Consider the following 18,460-nt stretch of genomic DNA (forward strand, 5'->3'; position numbering starts at 1 on the left):
GATATAAAATATTAAATCCCAATAATGAAAAATTCCAAATTCCAACATCTGATACTTAATCTCATACAGCTTTTGGAATTTGGAATTTCATGTTTTTTTTAAAAAAATTAAAATTTTAATGTTTCGGGAAAGCTCTCTTATTGAAAACAAGTAAAATTCCAACTCCGGTAGAAATTGCTACATCAGCAACATTGAAGATAGCATTAAAGAAGGCAAAATGTTTACCTCCAAAAATAGGCAACCAAGTTGGTAAATTACCTTCCCATATTGGAAAATAAAACATATCAACTACTAAACCATGAAACCATGTTCCGTAAGGTTCCGGCGAAAATAGTGTTGCTAAGTTATGCGTACTGTCATCAAAAATAACTCCGTAAAAAACAGAATCTATAATATTACCGGCAGCTCCTGCAAAGATTAAAGCAATTGCAACGACCAAATAAGTAGAATGACGTTTTTTAATAGCGTCTGAAAGCCACCAGCCAATTCCGAAAACAGCAAATATTCTAAAAACTGTCAGAATTAATTTCCCGTATTCCCCAGGAATTTTAGTTCCCCAAGCCATTCCTTCATTCTCTATAAAATGAATTCGAAACCAATCAAAAAAAACAACTTCTTCACCAAGAATGAAATTTGTTTTCACATAAATTTTTGACAGCTGATCGACAATTAAAACTAAAAATATAAGGAAATACGCTTTTCGTAATGACATTTTATAAAATTTTGATGCGCAAAAATAACTAATTAAATCAAAAAAGCACTTTTTAAATAACGTTAATTGTTTCGTAATAAATCGAAATCAAACTGATTCCTTTTTTGCGAGTGTCGGAAATGCTTTTTCCGCAATGCGATTTACCCAAATTAAAACTTGAGATCCTATTTAAACAAAAAAACGCTCCAAAAATGGAGCGTTTTTTTTATGATAATTATGTATTATCTCTGCAAGTTTTTAGCCTCGATACTCATTGTTGCATGAGGAACAATTTTAAGCCTTTCTTTGCTGATTAATTTACCTGTTACTTTGCAAATACCATATGTTTTGTTTTCAACACGGAAAAGCGCGTTTTTCAAATCACGAATAAACTTCTCTTGTCTGATGGCCAACTGAGAGTTCGCCTCTTTAGACATTGTTTCACTTCCTTCTTCAAAAGCTTTAAAAGTTGGAGAAGTATCGTCTGTTCCGTTATTCAAATCGTTCATATAGGCACTTTTGATCAAATCAAGATCTTCCTGTGCTTTTTTAATTTTTGCCTGGATTATTTCTTTGAACTCTGCTAAATCTGCGTCAGAGTATCTTGTAATTTCATCTATCATTTTATATTATTTTGAAATTAATATCATTGTTTTAATATCATCAAATTCAATTTCTGTGCCGTTTTCTAAAACATCCACAAAAACCAAATCATCTGTTAGTGTCTCAGACTTAATATAGTCTTCATTTTTTGAAACAGCATTTTCTAAAATACCATCTCTTTTAATTTGTACCTTAATCTTATCTGTTACTTCAAATCCAGAATCTTTACGGATATTCTGAATTCTGTTCACCAATTCTCTCGCGATACCTTCATTTTTTAATTCCTCAGAAATTGTAATGTCAAGCGCAACTGTAATTCCATTTGAATTTGCAACCAGCCAACCTTCAATATCCTGAGATGTTATTTCGACGTCTTCTAATGATAAAGTTACATTATTTCCAGAAATAACAATATCTAGCGTTCCTTGCTTGTCCAGCTGATTGATTTGCTCTGCCGTAAAAGCTTGTATTTCCTTAGAAATCAAACCCATATCTTTTCCGAAACGTGGCCCAAGTGCTTTAAAATTAGGTTTAATTTGTTTCACCAAAATACCTGAAGCATCGTCTAAAAGCTCGATTTCTTTTACGTTTACTTCAGCTTTTACTAGGTCAGAAATTGCCTCAATTTCAGCTCTCTGACTCTCGTCAAGTACCGGAATCATTACCTTTTGCAGAGGTTGACGCACTTTGATCATTTCCTTTTTTCTAAGTGATAAAACCAAAGATGAGATGGTTTGCGCCTTCTGCATTTTGCTTTCTAACGTTTTATTAACAAAGTTTTCGACAAATTTTGGGAATTCAGCCAAGTGAACACTAGCAAAATCCTCGGTTCCCGTCGAAGCGGTCAAATCTCTGTACAATTTATCCATGAAAAAAGGAGCGACCGGAGCGCTTAATTTGCTTATCGTTAATAAACAAGTATAAAGCGTTTGGTAAGCTGCAATTTTATCATGAGCATATTCACCTTTCCAGAAACGACGACGGCATAAACGAACATACCAGTTACTTAAGTTTTCCTGAACGAATTCAGAAATAGCTCTTGTCGCTTTTGTTGGCTCATAATCTTCATAACATTCGTCAACAAATTTCACTAAAGTATTCAACTCAGAAATAATCCATTGGTCGATTTCTGGTCTTTCGTTTAACGGAATTTCTGCTTCAGCATATTTAAATCCGTCGATGTTAGCATATAACGAAAAGAAAGAGTATGTGTTATATAAAGTTCCGAAGAATTTACGGCGAACCTCAGCAATTCCTTCAAGGTCAAACTTCAAGTTATCCCACGGATTTGCATTCATAATCATGTACCAACGTGTGGCATCAGGACCGTATTCTTCAATGGTTTTAAACGGGTCTATCGTATTTCCTTTACTCTTAGACATTTTAATTCCATTCTTATCTAAAACCAAACCGTTTGAAACAACGTTTTTATACGCTACTTTATCAAAAACCAAAGTTCCGATTGCGTGTAATGTATAAAACCATCCACGTGTTTGATCTACTCCTTCTGCGATGAAATTCGCAGGAAAATCTTTATTTCCATCGATTTTATCTTGATTTTCAAAAGGGTAATGCCATTGTGCATAAGGCATTGCTCCAGAATCAAACCAAACGTCGATCAAATCGCTTTCGCGTTTCATTGGCTGGCCTGAAGCCGAAACCAACGTAATTTGATCCACTACATTTTTGTGCAAATCAATTAAATCATAATTTGATTCAGACATATTTCCGATTTCGAAACCTTTAAACGGATTTTCTTTTTGAAAACCTGCTTCGATAGATTTCTCGATCGCATTGTATAATTCTTCAACAGAACCAATAAGAACTTCTTCTTTTTTATCTTCAGTTCTCCAAATTGGCAACGGAATTCCCCAATATCTAGAACGAGATAAGTTCCAGTCGTTGGCATTTTTAAGCCAGTTTCCAAAACGTCCTTCACCAGTAGATTTAGGTTTCCAATTGATAGTTTCGTTCAGATCGAACATTCTATCTTTTACATCGGTTACTTTGATGAACCATGAATCTAGGGGATAATATAATAACGGCTCGTCAGTTCTCCAACTGTGTGGATAACTGTGCACGTATTTTTCAACTTTAAATGCTTTGTTTTCTTCTTTTAAACGAATTGCGATTTCAACATCTACAGATTTCTCCGGAGCTTGTCCTGCATCATAATATTCGTTTTTAACATATTTACCAGCAAGTTCACCAACATGAGAAGTGAATTTTCCTTGTAAATCTACTAACGGAACTGCATTTCCTTCTTCATCCAAAACCAACATTGGTGGAACTTCAGGCTTTGCTTCTTTTGCTACTTTAGCATCATCTGCTCCAAAAGTCGGCGCTGTATGCACAACTCCGGTTCCATCTTCTGTTGTAACGAAATCTCCAGAAATTACTCTAAATGCATTTTCAGCATTTTGATATGGCAATACGTAAGGCAATAATTGTTCGTAACGGATTTCTACTAAATCGGCTCCTTTTGCTTCAGTTAAGATTTTGTATGGAAGTTTTTTATCTCCATTTTTAACATTGTCAAAATCAGTATCATCTTCACTTAAGAAAAATCCTTTTCCGAATTGTTTTCCAACTAAGTTTTTAGCCAAAACAACATTAATTGGCTCAAAAGTATATTGATTGAATGTTTTAACTAAAACATAATCGATTTTTGGTCCAACTGTCAAAGCTGTATTCGACGGAAGTGTCCAAGGCGTTGTCGTCCAAGCTAAAATGTGAATATCTCCAAAACCTTGTAAAAAGCTTGGAAGCGTTTCCGGCAAAGTTTTGAATTGCGCTACGATTGTAGTATCTGTAACATCACGATAAGCTCCAGGTTGATTTACTTCGTGAGAAGATAATCCAGTTCCTGCTTTTGGAGAATACGGCTGAATCGTGTATCCTTTGTACAACAAACCTTTATCGTAGATTTGTTTCAAAAGCCACCAAACCGATTCCATATATTTTGGTTTATAAGTCACATACGGATCATCCATATCTACCCAATATCCCATTTTTTCGGTCAAATCATTCCATACGTCGGTATAACGCATAACGGTTTTTTTACACGCTTCGTTATATTCTTCGATCGAAATCGTTTTGCCAATATCTTCTTTTGTAATTCCTAATTCTTTTTCAGTACCCAATTCTACAGGCAAACCGTGAGTATCCCATCCGGCTTTTCTTTTTACCTGAAAACCTTTTTGAGTTTTATATCTGCAAAAAATATCTTTAATCGCACGCGCCATCACGTGGTGAATTCCTGGTAATCCGTTTGCTGAAGGTGGACCTTCAAAAAATACGAAAGGCTCAGCACCTTCGCGAGTAGTTACACTCTTTTCAAATATATTTTCTTTCTTCCAAAAATCAAGAACTTCAGACGCTACCGTTGGCAAGTCAAGTCCTTTGTATTCAGTAAATTTTGTGCTCATTTTATCCTTTTCTTAAACGAGGTGCGAAAGTAAGGAATTTTGAGGAAAATAGATAAAAGATAACGTAAAAAAGACCACTTTGAGGTAATTTCAGGTAGATTCCGCAAAAAACATTGCCGTTTTTGTTGATTTAAGAGAAAACTTCTTTTAAAATCTCTAAAGATTTAGGTTTTTTGAATCCGTCCAGATGAAAACTGTAATAATCAATTAAAATTTTCAGCAGAATTTGTCTTTCTAAAACATGAAAGACTTTTTGATCATTATCAAACTTTAAATCGATTAGCTTTTTAAACAAATTAGTTTCGTGTTCCGTTAGTACATTTCCTTTTTGAAAATGTGTAAAAACGCCGTCGTTTACTTCAAAAAAAGGCAAGTCGATTTCGGAAACATCCGGATAAAAACCTAAATATTTTGTTATTTCTAAAAGTAAAATCAAATGAAAATTAGAAATTTCATCATGATGATCCAACCAGGTCAAAGCGGTTTCCAGAAACAAAAAAAGTGATTCGTTTTTTTCTTCTTCCTGAATCGAATAATGAAGTACTTCAGATAAAAACATCACCATCGTACTTTTAAAAATATCAGTATGGATCGTCTGAAAAGGAACAGCGGTTTTTAACTCTTTAAAATTCTCTAAAGTCCCTTTGTTCTTATGAACCGCCTCAATTTCTAAAATCGACAATGGCTGAAAATAAGCAATCTTCTGACTCGCTTTCCGACTCGAAAAAGCATCGCGCACGAAATACGATTTCAGTCCGCTTGAAAGTGTAAAACATTTTACGATCAAACTTTTTTCCTGAAATTTTAAAGAGGAGATTACTATGGCTTTTGTTTTAACGAGCAAAATTTTTGTTTTTTTTTGTTTCAGGTTTCAAGTTTCAGATTAGAGCAAATTCACAAAAAAACTGAACACAAAAAAACTGAACACTGAATACTTATCTATTAACGAATAATCATCACTTTTTTAACTTTAGTTTCTCCTCCATCTTGAGCAGAAATAAAAATCATGTAAACTCCAGAAGAAACTTTGTATCTTCCAAAAGCAGTTGTATCCCATTCGATTGTTCCACCTTCTGAAGTTGTTTCGTAAACCAAATTCCCCTCAATATCTGTGATTTTAATATTGGCTTTATCTAACAATCCAGCAACTTTTACAGTTCCTGAATACGTTGGACGAACTGGATTTGGATACACATAAACATTATTCAAATCTTCATTGACGCCTGTTGCAATTCCTTTAAAAGAAACCATTCCTTTGTTTGTCGCAATAAAAACTTCACCAGTAACATTGTTAATTTTTATATCATTAATTCCATTACTTGGTAAAGGCGAATTATTTATTGTAAAATGATATTTAGTTTCCTGACCATTTGGTGAAACCATAAAAACGCCAGAATCACTAGTTCCAATCCATTTATTATTGCTTCCGTCGACAGCAATCGAAGTTATAAACTGCTCGTATAAAAGTTCCTGCGCCAGATTATCTTCCATTATAATGATTGCATTAGATTTTAACTGACCGCTGTTTTGAAAATTTCCAACATTTGACAAAACGCGTAACCCTTTTGTCGTCCCAATCCAAAGTTGATTCTTAGTATCAATTACCAAAGATCTGACATCTGCGGAAGGTAGATTCCCCAAATCTGATCCAAAAGTCATTTTTTTGAAAGTTTTTGAAACCTCATCAAAACCAATAACACCATCTCTGTTAGTTGCAATCCATTTTACATTACTTTTATCACTAACAATCGCGGCATAATTGCTCTCTTCAGCATTATCCAAAACTGAAGTCATTGCATAACTCCCCCATTCCCCGTTAGTTCTCAAAACTTTCAATCCGTTTTTAATACGACTGTTGGTCACCCAAAGATTTCCCGATTTATCAAAAGTTGTTGCATTAATACGCACATCAATATAATTAGGCCCTCCAGAAGTTAAAGACTCCAAGCCGCTGTTTTTTTCATTATATAAAAAATTAGGCACGTCATCTTCTATTCTTAACAAGCCAGAAAAAAATGAACTTGCATAAACCAGTTTTTCATTTGCGGGATTAATTATAATACGAGTCATAGATTTGGCATCATAAACTTCAGAATATGGAATATTCAGCCAGCCTGAAGTAGTATATTTACTAACTCCATAACTATCTAAATCATACGGATTATAATTTGTATCGTAATCGCCATAAACTGCCCAAAGCGCATTTGCAGACACATCTAATGAGAAAATATTATTTCGTTCCGGTCCTTTCGGAGTTGTATTTGTAAAAGTTCCTCCAGCAGTAAGTGTAGACGAAAAAAGACCTTTTTCTTTTGTTCCAATATAAATCAGATTATCAACAGCAGTGGCACAGGTAAAATTTATTGTATTATCTAAAACCTGAGTATTTGCAATCTGTCGATTTAAAACCATTTGATTATTATAAACATACACAAAACCGGGAGTTGTAATAAACAAATTATGATTCTTTGCTCGCATGTCTACCGCAACTTGTGGCAGCTGAAAAAATGCAACAAAATTATTTGAATTAAACCTATGGATATAACCCGTAGAATTGATCGCAATAAGTTCAGTATCGATATTTTCAATACTTGACCAATCTCCCGAATTCACCATAGACCATTGGCTAAAATCATTTAAATTAGGGTTTGTAATATCGGCTTTTCTAATTCCGCTTGAAGTTGCGGCATAAATAAATCCGTTAAAAAAAGCAGTTTGTTTTACACTAATTTCAGCTCCATTATCTCCTATAAAATAGGTATCACCAAATTTTAGGGTTGTCAAATTAAATTGCACTATTCCGAAATCGCAAGAAACATAAACCAGTCCGTTATGTTCCATAAAATGATTGATCTTTTTTAGATTTGGAGCCAATTGCTTATTAATAATATCAACAACCTTTAGCATACTACCGTCTGTTTCATTAATCACAATCATCAAACCATTTTCATACCCAACGATTGTTTTTTTGAAAGTCTCACTATAATATACTGCCGAAATCGTCTGTCCTGAAAGACCATCAACTGTAGTAATTGTTTTGTTTGTATTTGCCGCAGCATTCTTAACAAACAACGCATTCTCTGAAGCAGCATAAACCGAAACAGAAGATTCTGAAATATCTTTTATTTCGTTAAACGAAAAATACCCTTCCCATGACAATTTATTCTGCGAAAAACTAAATTGAAACAGGAATAAAAACAAAATGTACAGAAATTTTTCCTTCATTATTTTATGTATTCAGATGAACAAATATACTACAAACGGAAGTATTTGTTTTTTGTTCTTTCACAAATAAAAAAATGCCTTCAATTGCACAAAGGCAAATGAAGGCATTTAAAAAAAATTGTAATTAAAAAATTACACTACACCCTGAGCAAGCATAGCGTCAGCAACTTTTACAAATCCGGCAATGTTAGCTCCTTTTACGTAGTTTACATAACCATCTTCTTCAGCACCGTATTTTTTACATTGGTTGTGAATTCCAACCATAATATCTTTTAATCTCAAATCAACTTCCTCGCTTGTCCAGTTAAGACGAATAGAGTTTTGTGTCATCTCTAATCCAGACGCAGCAACACCACCGGCATTTGCAGCTTTTCCTGGAGCAAAAAGAACTTTACTATCTAAGAAAAGTTTTATTGCATCTAATGTAGAAGGCATATTTGCGGCTTCAGTAACACATAAAACACCATTTTCGATTAATTTTTTTGCATCCTCACCATTCAATTCGTTTTGAGTTGCACATGGAATAGCAATATCAACTTTTACTTCCCAAGGGCTTTTTCCTTTATGGAAAACAGCATTTGGATATTTCTCTAAGTAACGTTCTGCTCTGTTATCTCCAGTTGCTCTCATTTCAACCATGTGGTCGATTTTTTCTCCTGAGATTCCATCTTCATCGTAAATGTAACCGTCAGGGCCAGAAAGCGTAACTACTTTTCCTCCAAGTTCGTTTACTTTTAGCGCCACTCCCCAAGCTACATTTCCAAATCCAGAAATCGCAACTCTTTTTCCTTTTATTTCATGTCCGATAGTACGAAGCATTTGATCTGTAAAATATACAACACCATAACCTGTAGCTTCTGGTCTGATTAATGAACCTCCGTAAGCAAGACCTTTTCCGGTTAATACTCCTGTAAATTCATTTCTGATTCTTTTGTATTGTCCAAACAAATAACCAATTTCTCTTGCGCCAACACCGATATCTCCGGCAGGAACGTCAAGATCTGGTCCAATATGACGGCATAATTCAGTCATAAATGATTGACAGAAACGCATGATTTCACCATCAGATTTTCCTTCCGGATCAAAATCAGAACCTCCTTTTCCACCACCCATAGGAAGTGTTGTCAAACTGTTTTTAAATACTTGTTCGAAAGCAAGGAATTTTAAAACTGATAAATTTACAGTATGGTGAAAACGAATTCCTCCTTTGTAAGGCCCAATTGCAGAGTTCATTTGGATTCTAAATCCTCTGTTTACAATAATTTCTCCTTTATCATCAACCCATGGAACTCTGAAAATTATTGAACGCTCCGGTTCTGCAATTCTTAAAAGTAAGTTTTTTCCATCGTATTTTTTTCGTTCAGCGATAAACGGAATTACTGTTTCCGCAAATTCTCTAACAGCTTGAAGAAATTCTGGCTCGTTTGGATTTTTTGACTCAACAAGAGCCATAAATTCATTTATTTTTTGTTCCATTTTTAAATAAATTATTCAAATAATAGTTTATAATTTTAATCAATTAAAATCAGAAAATACGTTTTAAGAAAACGTTTTCGTAACAACACGCAAAGATAAGGGAAAACCTTCATGAATTGTTATTTTTTTTCGGTTTTGGAGCAGAATTGTGTTATTTCTAAACAAAAATTAAAATACGATTTTACACTTCCGAATTTACATCAAATTACCGCACTTAAAGTCAGAAAATTAAGTGTTTTATTACCAATTTTTTAATAGCTATACATAATATTTTGTTTAGAGTAGCTTTTTTATATATTTGCCAAGATTTGAAAGCCCACATAATATGCTCAAACCTGTAATTATCACACTATTTGCCATATTTGGCATTACTACAACATCAACTGCTCAATCTAATCTTGCGCAGGAAATAGGAATATTTGCAGGACCTGTAGCACTGCAGTCTGATTTTGGACAGCGAAACAACTTTGATACTAATGTTGGGAACACCGGTTACGGAATTGGAATTATGCACTTCATCAATTTTTCGGCAGCCAGAAACCATGAGAATTTTTTTACAGAGCATTTTAAAGTAAGATCTGACCTATCTTTCACCAGAACAGACTTAACCCATTTTGGTAAATGGGCAGACAGAAAACCGGCCAATTTATTCTCTAAACAGCTAAAAGGAATGAGCGCCAGCTCAACAATACTTGGTTTAGGATCGCAATTAGAATTTTCGATTATAAAAATTCATGATTTTGAAAATACAGTTGGTAGCTTTAGTCCGTATGTGAGTGTTGGTTTTCAGGTAAACTATTATTCGGCAAAAATCAACTCTAATCTGGGTGATATTTCGCTTCCAGGCATTACTCCGGGAAAATACTTAACACCATCTGACGGACGTCCGCATGGTTTTTCCAGCGAAAACGGAATTGCTGCATCAATAACTGGCGGTTTAGGAGTTCATTATAAATTAACCAAAATGAGTGATTTGATGTTTGAAACACGCTTTCAAAGTTTCAGCACTGACTGGATTGATGGTTTAAACCCTAATAAAGATCTTTATAAAGAAAACAAGTCAAACGACTGGCAAGTAGGATTTAACTTTGGATACATCTATTATTTGGAATTCTAAAGAAACTTCCCAAAATAAAAAAAATCCCAAATTCCAAAATAATTAAAATTGGAATTTGGGATTTTTTATTTGGAAATTATTTATGCTAAAGCCTGTTCCAGATCAGCAATTAAATCTTCTGCATCTTCGATTCCTACACTTAATCGAACCAAGTCATCAGTGATTCCGACTTCAGCTCTTTTATCCGCAGGAATAGAAGCGTGTGTCATTAAAGCCGGATGATTTGCCAAAGATTCAACGCCACCTAAAGACTCAGCTAAAGTGAATACTTTTAGTTTTTCTAAAAATGCAATCGAATCTTCTTTTTTTCCAGAAGCAAAAGTAAACGAAACCATTCCGCCAAAAGCTTTCATTTGCTTTTTTGCAATTTCGTGAAAAGGATGATTTTTAAGTCCAGGATAATAAACCGTTTTGATCTTAGGATGATTACTCAAAAATTCTACTACTTTCTCTCCGTTTTCGCAATGTCTTTGTACTCTAAGCGAAAGCGTTTTGATTCCTCTTAAAACCAAAAAACTATCCATTGGTCCAAGAGTTGCGCCAGTAGCAAATTGTTGAAAATGCAATTGTTCTCCTAAAGCTTCATCTTTTACAATTAAAGCGCCGGCAATCACATCTGAATGTCCTCCCAAATATTTTGTTGCCGAATGCATCACGATATCAGCACCTAAATCAAGTGGTTTTTGCAAATATGGCGTTGCGAAAGTATTATCAACAGCAAATAAGATATTATTCGCTTTCGTAATTTTAGCAACTTCTTCAATATCGGCCAATTTCATTAATGGATTTGTTGGCGTTTCAACCCAAACCAATTTTGTATTTTCATTAATTAGCGACTTCAATTTATCAAGATCGGTCATGTCAACAAAATGAAATTTAATTCCCGAATCTTTATAAATTCTGGAGAACATTCTATATGTTCCGCCATATAAATCATCCATTGCGATAATTTCATCACCGGCTTTAAACGATCTCAAAATACAATCTGTAGCTGCTAATCCAGATGAAAACGCTAAACCGCGTGTACCATTTTCAATACTTGCCAAAGCATTTTCTAAAGCGCTACGAGTTGGATTCGAAGCTCTACTGTATTCATAATCCGCCAATGGTTTGCCCGGACTTGTCTGAATAAAAGTTGACGTTTGATAAACCGGAGGCATAACTGCTCCCGTACTTGGGTCATGATGTTGACCACCATGTATTACTTTTGTGTTGAATTTCATATAGTTACAAATTTTAATTCCTAAATTGTTGTACAAATTTACCGTTTAATTTATTTTAATCCTGACACAACTTCTTACCTTTGTATATAATTAACACTTTTTGATATGAAACATTATACTTTTTTAGTCTTTTTGTTTTTGATCTTTACAAGTTGCAACAAAGAGCTTTCGTTTGAGAATGAAACATTTGAAAAAAAATCTACAGTTCCCTGCAAAAAAGATTGTCCAAAAATCAAGATTGATGTTCCAATCGCAAAAAATAGTAAAGTTCCTGCAGACAGCATAAATAAGAAAATTTTTTCTGTCGTTAAAGAGATTGTTTATTTTGGAGAAGATCCTACAAAAGTGAACGACTACAATACACTTGCCGCTTCTTTCATAGAATCGTACGAAGAAATGCATCAGAAATTCCCAACAGAAACTTTTGGCTGGGAAGGAAAAATTATAGGAAATGTTGAGTTTGATTCGGATCAGATTTTAAACATCAAAATCGACCACTATACCTTTACAGGTGGCGCCCACGGTTATCAGGGTTTTCGATCTTTATTGTTTAATCCCAAAACGGGAAAAATAATTTTTAACGATCAGTTATTTACAAACGAGAATGAATTTAAGGCTTTCGCCGAAAAAAAATTTAGAGAGAAGTATAAAATTCCTGCCAAAGCAAATATCAACGCAACAGGTTTGATGTTTGAAAACGACAAATTTCAATTGCCTCAGAATATTTTTTATACAGAAGAAGGTCTTCTTCTATATTACAATTCATATGAAGCCGCTTCCTACGCAGACGGTCCGAAAGAAATATTATTTCCGTATGATGAAGTCAATAAATATTTGAAATATCAGTAAAATACAAGAAAGAGAAATTCACAACTAGTTAGACGCACTGCAGTGCGCCTCTACAGAAAACCTTTGGTACTTTGTCACTTTGTTACTTTGCACCTTCCTGAAAATCATATTTCATTTTTCGCAGAATTCGGAGTGCTTCTTTAAAAGACAAATACACTTGAGAAAAAGGTTTCAACAACAATTTTGAATCAATTAATTTTTGTTTCGCCTCGTCAAAACCATTCAAATAACAAATCATAAAAGTTGAAGGAAGATTTTCCAGATCAATTAATTCCCGCTCAGACAAAGCAAAACCTTTTTGCAATTTTTGAAGTAATGCCATATTTGAATTGTAAATATGATAGAGCATTTTTCGATTAAATTCTGGTGGCTGAAAAAGCATTTTTCGATCAATTTTGTAATAACCATTATCAAAAAAATGAATCGTTTGTTCTTCTAACGGATAATAACTCGTTTTATCATTCAATCCCAACGGAACATATTCGGTTATCGTAAAACTGTCGTCATCAAAAACTATCGTAACAACATCCTGAGCCGAGTAAAAAAGCTTAATCTGTTCGTTTATCAATTCAATATCTACGCGAGAAAGAAAAGTTTTATCTCGCGATTTTTTAGGAACGCCTGCCCAGCAAATCACAAATAATTCTTTAAAAACATGATATTTCGGCGACATATCTTTATGCCTGAAATTCATAAAATCAAAAACGCCGTCTAAAGTATATTGAATACTGTTTCGGGAACTATTTTCGATACCAATTACGGTTTCGGTATTTTGATAATTTTTCTCGACTTCTTCACCAATTTCTAAAGGAATCGAATTACTTCCGCGCCTTATAAATATGCTATTAGCAAGTATGGTATGAATCCCTTTTTTGAAATAGGAAATTTTGCTTTTGGGTTTAATTGTAACCAATCCGATAACTTTATCTTTTGGAAGATTAGGAAATGGCACATTTTCGTATTGAATTTTTGGAGGATTTTCTAAAAAAGCATTTACAAGATTCTGAATTCGGCTGTCATCAAAGAAATCGTCGCCGACAATTTCATTGTCCTGATCTTCAACCCCAACAACGATATAAGAATTATTGGTCGGATTTGAATTTGAAAGTGCACAAATGTGTTTCAGAAACTTTCCTTTACCTTCACGAGAATGCAAATTCAACTGCCTTTTTTTATCATAAAAACTGCTCTCGTCGTTGTGAGCAAGTAAATTCTTTATTAAAAGGCGCTTATTAATCATTGTTTAGACTTCTTAGATTTTTAGACATTAGACTTCTTAGACTGCCGAACTTTAGATTTTAGACTTCTTAAATTTAGATTATTTAAATCTTAAAATCTAAGAAGTCTAAGTTAGTCTAAAAATCTAAATATTCTTCTTAACAATTGTCGAAGATGCTTGTGCCGTACTCATTACAACCAAATCGGCGATGTTTACGTGATACGGTCTTGAAACTACAAAATGAATAATATCTGCAATGTCTTCTGCTTGCAAAGGATCAAAACCTTTATATACATTTGAAGCTCTTTCGACATCACCTTTAAAACGAACTTCGCTGAATTCGGTAGCAACCATTCCCGGATGAATTCCGCCGACTCTAATTCCAAACGGATTTAAATCAATTCGCATTCCAGCAGTAATTGCATCTACAGCATGTTTAGAGCCACAATATACATTTCCGTTTGGATACACTTCTTTCGCAGCTGTTGAACCAATATTAATAATATGTCCCGATTGTCTTTCGGTCATTTGCGGAATTATAGCTTTAGAAACGTACAAAAGCCCTTTAACATTGATATCAATCATGGCGTCCCAATCGTCTAAATCCCCAGTTTGAATAGGATCTAAACCATGAGCATTTCCTGCATTATTTATTAGAACATCTATTTCTGAAAAATTAGCAGGTAAATTTCCAATCTTTTCTAAAACATCATTTTTATCACGAACATCAAAAGAAAGTGAATGCACTTCTGTAAAAGCCGAAAGTTCTTTTTCTAATTCTTCTAACCGGTCTTTTCGTCTTCCGCAAAGAACAACTTTGTAATTGTTTTTTGCTAAAATCTGTGCGGTTGCTTTTCCAATTCCACTTGTTGCTCCAGTAATTAGGGTTGTTTTTTTCATTTTTTTTTATTTTATTGCCACAGATTAAAGGATTAAAAATGATTTATAATCTGTGAAAATCCTTAAATCTGTGGCAAAAATTTTTTATTTTAATTTTTCCAATCTTCTAAATTCAACACCATATTAAAAGCTGTCCAGGTTTCTCCGTCTACTTCCCTAATCAACTTTTTATCAGGATTAATAGTAAAGCCAACCTTTTCATAGCATTTTATGGCACCAATATTAAAATCGAAAACATTCAATTCGATATTTCGTTCTTTTCTGTTTTTAAGAATAAACTCAAGCAATAAAATCACCATTTGTTCACCGATTCCTTTTCCTCTTTGGTTTTCATCCATAATTAGAATCCGGCCCAACTTTGCAGAATTGTCATTAAAATAAATTTCGCAATGTCCAATAGTATTTCCATCGGAAGAATTGGCAACTCTAAAAGCAATTCGGTTTTCATCAGAAAGGGTTTTATCAATTTGTTTCTCCGTTAAGGGAAAACTAAATTCCGGTCCGCCAAACTGCATCAAATCTTTTGCATTTTTAATTGAATTGATCAATTCAGAATAGAACGTTTTATCAAATTTTTCTAATTGTATCATTATTTTAGATGCGTTTTAAGCAACATCATCGCCCATACTTTCTGTCCAGATTGCGAACCAGTCTTCTTTATCCATTTCTAATTCTACCGCTTTCGCTAAAGATTGAATTCTGGCAACATTAACAGTTCCCGCAATCGGAATAACTGCAGCTGGATGTTTTAAAATCCAGGCTAGTAAAAGTGTATCAGCTCCCAAATGATATTTTTCAAGCAAAGTAGAAAACAGTTTTTTCAAACGGCGCGTTTTCTTGGTATCTTCTCTAAAAACCGTTCCAAGCGGATTCCATGACAACGGACGAATTCCGTGTGTTTGCATATAATCCAGACTTCCGTCAACCATTGGTTCATAATGTGTTGCAGAAAATTGTACCTGATTGTAACTTACTTCCGTTTTTTGGCGAATTAATTCGGTTTGCGAACTTGTAAAATTGGAAAGTCCAAAATCAATAATTTTACCTTCTGTTTTCAGTTTTTCAACTGCTTCAGCAATTTCATCAGCCTGCATTAACGGACTTGGTCTATGCAATAAAAAAACATCAACATAATCCGTTTTTAGTTTTTTTAGCGATTCTTCAACAGACCATATAATATAATCTTTAGAATAATCGTAATGTTTGATTTTGTTTTCCGGGCGTTTTTCGGCAATCATTTGAATACCACACTTGGTAATTAATTGCAATTTTTCTCGGGAAATTTTACTTGCTTTAAAAGCTTTTCCAAAATCAGCTTCGGTGGTATAATCGCCATAAATGTCGGCGTGATCAAAAGTAGTAATTTTGTTTTCGATACTTATTTGTATCATGTTTTCCATTTCTTTAGTTGTAAGGTTTTTATCCCAAACCCCCCAATTCATAGTGCCCGAAATTATAGGCGATAATGTTGTTTTGCTCATGGTAATATTGCGTTATTTTTGGTAATAAAAATACTTTTGTAAAGCATAATCATCAAAGTTCTTAAAAATATAAAAATAGATTCACAATTCGTCCTTAAAATTAGGTGTTTGGTCGAAGTTTTAACCATTCTTTAACATCTTACTTCTCAAAAAATATTCAATTTGCACTCTCAAAATTAAGGCATAAAAATCAAGGTATTAAAAATATTTATATGGAAGAAAATACAACGACTTTAGACATTAGAGCGATAAATGAAAAAATTGAAAGAGAAAGTGCTTTTATAGACCTTCTTACAATGGAAATGAACAAAGTTATTGTGGGTCAGAAACATATGGTCGAACGTTTACTGATTGGTCTTTTAGGGCAAGGGCATATTTTACTTGAAGGAGTTCCTGGTCTGGCAAAAACTTTAGCGATTAATACTTTGTCGCAAGCCGTTCAGGGTTCTTTCAGCCGTATCCAGTTTACACCCGATTTATTACCTGCCGACGTTATCGGAACGATGATTTACAACATCAAGGCAAACGAATTTTCTATCAAGAAAGGACCTGTTTTTGCTAATTTCGTACTTGCCGATGAGATTAACCGTGCTCCTGCAAAGGTACAATCGGCACTTCTTGAGGCCATGCAGGAAAAACAAGTTACTATTGGTGACACTACTTTCAAATTAGATCGTCCGTTTTTGGTTCTTGCAACTCAAAACCCTGTAGAACAAGAAGGAACTTATCAGCTTCCTGAAGCTCAGGTTGACCGTTTTATGCTAAAAACTGTAATTGATTATCCAAAAATTGATGAAGAACGTTTTGTAATTCGTCAAAACTTAAAAGGAAGTTACGAGAAAGTAAATCCAGTAGTTTCTGTAGAACAAATTTTGCGCGCGCAAGAAGCTGTTCGTGAAGTTTATATGGATGAGAAAATTGAAAAATACATTCTGGATATCATCTTTGCTACACGTTATCCTGAAAAATATAAACTTGCAGATTTAAAACCTCTTATCAGTTTTGGAGCTTCTCCTCGTGGAAGTATCAACTTGGCAAATGCTGCAAAATGTTACGCATTCATCAAACGTCGTGGATATGTTATCCCAGAAGATGTTCGTGCAGTTGTACATGATGTTTTACGTCACAGAATTGGAATAACTTATGAAGCTGAGGCTGAAAACATTACTTCTGTAGACATTATCAACAAAATCGTAAACGAGATTGAAGTACCTTAAAAATAGTTTTCAGTTTTCAGTCACAGTAAACACATTACACTTAACTGCGACTGAAAACTGCGACTGAAAACTAAAGAAATGGATACAAAAGAGCTTTTAAAAAAAGTACGGAAAATAGAAATCAAAACCAAAAGACTGAGCAATCATATCTTTTCGGGAGAATACCACTCTTCATTTAAAGGACGAGGAATGACGTTTAGCGAGGTGCGTCAATACCAATACGGAGATGATATTCGTAACATCGATTGGAATGTAACCGCACGCTACAACGAAGCTCACGTTAAAGTATTTGAGGAAGAACGCGAATTGACTATGGTTTTAATGGTCGACATTTCGGGTTCGGAATCTTTTGGTTCTAAAAATCAATTCAAAAAAGACATCGTCACCGAAATTGCGGCAACGATGGCTTTTTCGGCTACACAAAACAATGACAAAATTGGCTTGATATTATTCTCAGACAATGTTGAGCTTTATATCCCTCCAAAAAAAGGTCGTTCTCATGTTTTGAGAATCATTCGTGAGCTAATCGAATTTGAACCTAAAAGTCAAAAAACTGATATTTCACAAGCGCTGAAATTTTTATCAGGCACGCAGAAAAAGAAAGCTATTGTTTTTATGATTTCAGATTTCATGTCTGAAAATTATGAGCAAACCTTAAAAATTGCTTCCAAAAAACACGACCTTACCGGCGTTCGTGTCTATGATATTCGTGAAGAAAAAATCCCGAATTTAGGAATGGTTACCATGCTTGATGCTGAAACGGGAAAAATTCAACTAGTTGATACGGGCTCAAAATCAGTACGTATGAATTATGAGAAACATTATCACGAAAGAGTAAATTATTTCAAGGAAACTTTTAGCAAATCTGGTGCTGGTGTAGTAAACACCAGAGTAGACGAAAATTACGTAACTAAATTACTCGGTTATTTTAAGTCTCGTTAATTTAAGACTTTAATAATTATTAGATTTTCAAAAAAATAAATTTTCAAAAATTAAGTATTCGTTTTAGGCCAAAATCTGAATCAAAAATC

15 protein-coding genes are annotated in these 18,460 nt (G+C 34.0%); 4 read left to right on the forward strand and 11 right to left on the reverse strand.

Annotation, left to right across the window (positions count from 1 at the left end; all coding sequences use genetic code 11):
• Nucleotides 1-115: 115 nt before the first annotated feature.
• The 6 genes from BD847_RS06695 to gdhA all read right to left on the reverse strand — a co-directional run bounded on the left by BD847_RS06695 (nt 116) and on the right by gdhA (nt 9,423).
• Entirely contained in the window at nt 116-712 is a 597-nt protein-coding gene (locus BD847_RS06695; protein ID WP_115887529.1) for a lipoprotein signal peptidase, read from the reverse strand.
• A gap of 221 nt (nt 713-933) precedes the next feature.
• Complete coding sequence (locus tag BD847_RS06700) at nt 934-1,314, reverse strand: TraR/DksA family transcriptional regulator (protein ID WP_012022792.1); 381 nt, start codon at nt 1,312-1,314, stop codon at nt 934-936.
• A 6-nt stretch (nt 1,315-1,320) separates the two neighbouring features.
• Nucleotides 1,321-4,722 carry an isoleucine--tRNA ligase gene (gene ileS, locus BD847_RS06705; protein ID WP_115887530.1) on the reverse strand — a complete coding sequence of 1,134 codons (3,402 nt, stop codon included), beginning with the start codon at nt 4,720-4,722 and terminating at the stop codon, nt 1,321-1,323.
• Between the two features lie 130 nt (nt 4,723-4,852).
• Nucleotides 4,853-5,566, reverse strand: a complete 714-nt coding sequence (gene recO, locus BD847_RS06710) for a DNA repair protein RecO (protein WP_115887531.1) — start codon at nt 5,564-5,566, stop codon at nt 4,853-4,855.
• 98 nt (nt 5,567-5,664) lie between these two features.
• Nucleotides 5,665-7,947, reverse strand: a complete 2,283-nt coding sequence (gene porZ, locus BD847_RS06715; RefSeq protein WP_115887532.1) for a type IX secretion system anionic LPS delivery protein PorZ — start codon at nt 7,945-7,947, stop codon at nt 5,665-5,667.
• A 132-nt stretch (nt 7,948-8,079) separates the two neighbouring features.
• A complete protein-coding gene (gene gdhA / locus BD847_RS06720) occupies nt 8,080-9,423 on the reverse strand; it encodes an NADP-specific glutamate dehydrogenase (RefSeq protein WP_115887533.1) in 1,344 nt (447 codons plus the stop codon).
• A gap of 325 nt (nt 9,424-9,748) precedes the next feature.
• On the opposite strand from gdhA, the gene BD847_RS06725 reads away from it, so the two are divergent.
• Entirely contained in the window at nt 9,749-10,540 is a 792-nt protein-coding gene (locus BD847_RS06725; protein ID WP_115887534.1) for a THC0290_0291 family protein, read from the forward strand.
• A gap of 80 nt (nt 10,541-10,620) precedes the next feature.
• On the opposite strand, the gene BD847_RS06730 is transcribed toward BD847_RS06725, so the two are convergent.
• Nucleotides 10,621-11,763, reverse strand: a complete 1,143-nt coding sequence (locus BD847_RS06730; RefSeq protein ID WP_115887535.1) for a cystathionine gamma-synthase — start codon at nt 11,761-11,763, stop codon at nt 10,621-10,623.
• A gap of 105 nt (nt 11,764-11,868) precedes the next feature.
• Between BD847_RS06730 and BD847_RS06735 the strand changes: the two genes are divergently transcribed.
• Entirely contained in the window at nt 11,869-12,612 is a 744-nt protein-coding gene (locus tag BD847_RS06735; RefSeq protein WP_115887536.1) for a DUF3298 and DUF4163 domain-containing protein, read from the forward strand.
• An 82-nt stretch (nt 12,613-12,694) separates the two neighbouring features.
• Here the strand turns inward: BD847_RS06735 and BD847_RS06740 are convergent, their stop codons facing one another.
• From BD847_RS06740 to BD847_RS06755, 4 genes are all read right to left on the reverse strand, one after another.
• The gene (locus BD847_RS06740) at nt 12,695-13,852 is read right to left on the reverse strand and encodes an ATP-binding protein (protein ID WP_115887537.1); all 1,158 of its coding nucleotides are present in this window, start codon (nt 13,850-13,852) and stop codon (nt 12,695-12,697) included.
• Between the two features lie 123 nt (nt 13,853-13,975).
• Nucleotides 13,976-14,731 carry an SDR family NAD(P)-dependent oxidoreductase gene (locus tag BD847_RS06745; protein WP_115887538.1) on the reverse strand — a complete coding sequence of 252 codons (756 nt, stop codon included), beginning with the start codon at nt 14,729-14,731 and terminating at the stop codon, nt 13,976-13,978.
• An 89-nt stretch (nt 14,732-14,820) separates the two neighbouring features.
• A complete protein-coding gene (locus BD847_RS06750) occupies nt 14,821-15,321 on the reverse strand; it encodes a GNAT family N-acetyltransferase (protein ID WP_115887539.1) in 501 nt (166 codons plus the stop codon).
• A 15-nt stretch (nt 15,322-15,336) separates the two neighbouring features.
• On the reverse strand, nt 15,337-16,212 hold the full coding sequence (locus BD847_RS06755) for an aldo/keto reductase (RefSeq protein WP_115887540.1): 876 nt from the start codon (nt 16,210-16,212) through the stop codon (nt 15,337-15,339).
• A gap of 212 nt (nt 16,213-16,424) precedes the next feature.
• Here BD847_RS06755 and BD847_RS06760 point away from each other — a divergent pair, with 212 nt between their 5' ends.
• Both BD847_RS06760 and BD847_RS06765 read left to right on the forward strand, forming a co-directional pair.
• Complete coding sequence (locus BD847_RS06760) at nt 16,425-17,429, forward strand: AAA family ATPase (RefSeq protein ID WP_115887541.1); 1,005 nt, start codon at nt 16,425-16,427, stop codon at nt 17,427-17,429.
• A gap of 78 nt (nt 17,430-17,507) precedes the next feature.
• The gene (locus BD847_RS06765; RefSeq protein ID WP_115887542.1) at nt 17,508-18,371 is read left to right on the forward strand and encodes a DUF58 domain-containing protein; all 864 of its coding nucleotides are present in this window, start codon (nt 17,508-17,510) and stop codon (nt 18,369-18,371) included.
• Nucleotides 18,372-18,460: the final 89 nt, after the last annotated feature.

Source organism: Flavobacterium cutihirudinis (assembly GCF_003385895.1).
Classification (GTDB): domain Bacteria; phylum Bacteroidota; class Bacteroidia; order Flavobacteriales; family Flavobacteriaceae; genus Flavobacterium; species Flavobacterium cutihirudinis.

Bases quoted from the DNA above. Each gene is read 5' to 3' on its own strand.
- BD847_RS06695 (WP_115887529.1), bottom strand. From the start codon at position 712: ATGTCATTACGAAAAGCGTATTTCCTTATATTTTTAGTTTTAATTGTC.
- BD847_RS06700 (WP_012022792.1), bottom strand. From the start codon at position 1,314: ATGATAGATGAAATTACAAGATACTCTGACGCAGATTTAGCAGAGTTC.
- ileS (WP_115887530.1), bottom strand. From the start codon at position 4,722: ATGAGCACAAAATTTACTGAATACAAAGGACTTGACTTGCCAACGGTA.
- porZ (WP_115887532.1), bottom strand. From the start codon at position 7,947: ATGAAGGAAAAATTTCTGTACATTTTGTTTTTATTCCTGTTTCAATTT.
- gdhA (WP_115887533.1), bottom strand. From the start codon at position 9,423: ATGGAACAAAAAATAAATGAATTTATGGCTCTTGTTGAGTCAAAAAAT.
- BD847_RS06725 (WP_115887534.1), top strand. From the start codon at position 9,749: ATGCTCAAACCTGTAATTATCACACTATTTGCCATATTTGGCATTACT.
- BD847_RS06730 (WP_115887535.1), bottom strand. From the start codon at position 11,763: ATGAAATTCAACACAAAAGTAATACATGGTGGTCAACATCATGACCCA.
- BD847_RS06735 (WP_115887536.1), top strand. From the start codon at position 11,869: ATGAAACATTATACTTTTTTAGTCTTTTTGTTTTTGATCTTTACAAGT.
- BD847_RS06740 (WP_115887537.1), bottom strand. From the start codon at position 13,852: ATGATTAATAAGCGCCTTTTAATAAAGAATTTACTTGCTCACAACGAC.
- BD847_RS06745 (WP_115887538.1), bottom strand. From the start codon at position 14,731: ATGAAAAAAACAACCCTAATTACTGGAGCAACAAGTGGAATTGGAAAA.
- BD847_RS06750 (WP_115887539.1), bottom strand. From the start codon at position 15,321: ATGATACAATTAGAAAAATTTGATAAAACGTTCTATTCTGAATTGATC.
- BD847_RS06755 (WP_115887540.1), bottom strand. From the start codon at position 16,212: ATGAGCAAAACAACATTATCGCCTATAATTTCGGGCACTATGAATTGG.
- BD847_RS06760 (WP_115887541.1), top strand. From the start codon at position 16,425: ATGGAAGAAAATACAACGACTTTAGACATTAGAGCGATAAATGAAAAA.
- BD847_RS06765 (WP_115887542.1), top strand. From the start codon at position 17,508: ATGGATACAAAAGAGCTTTTAAAAAAAGTACGGAAAATAGAAATCAAA.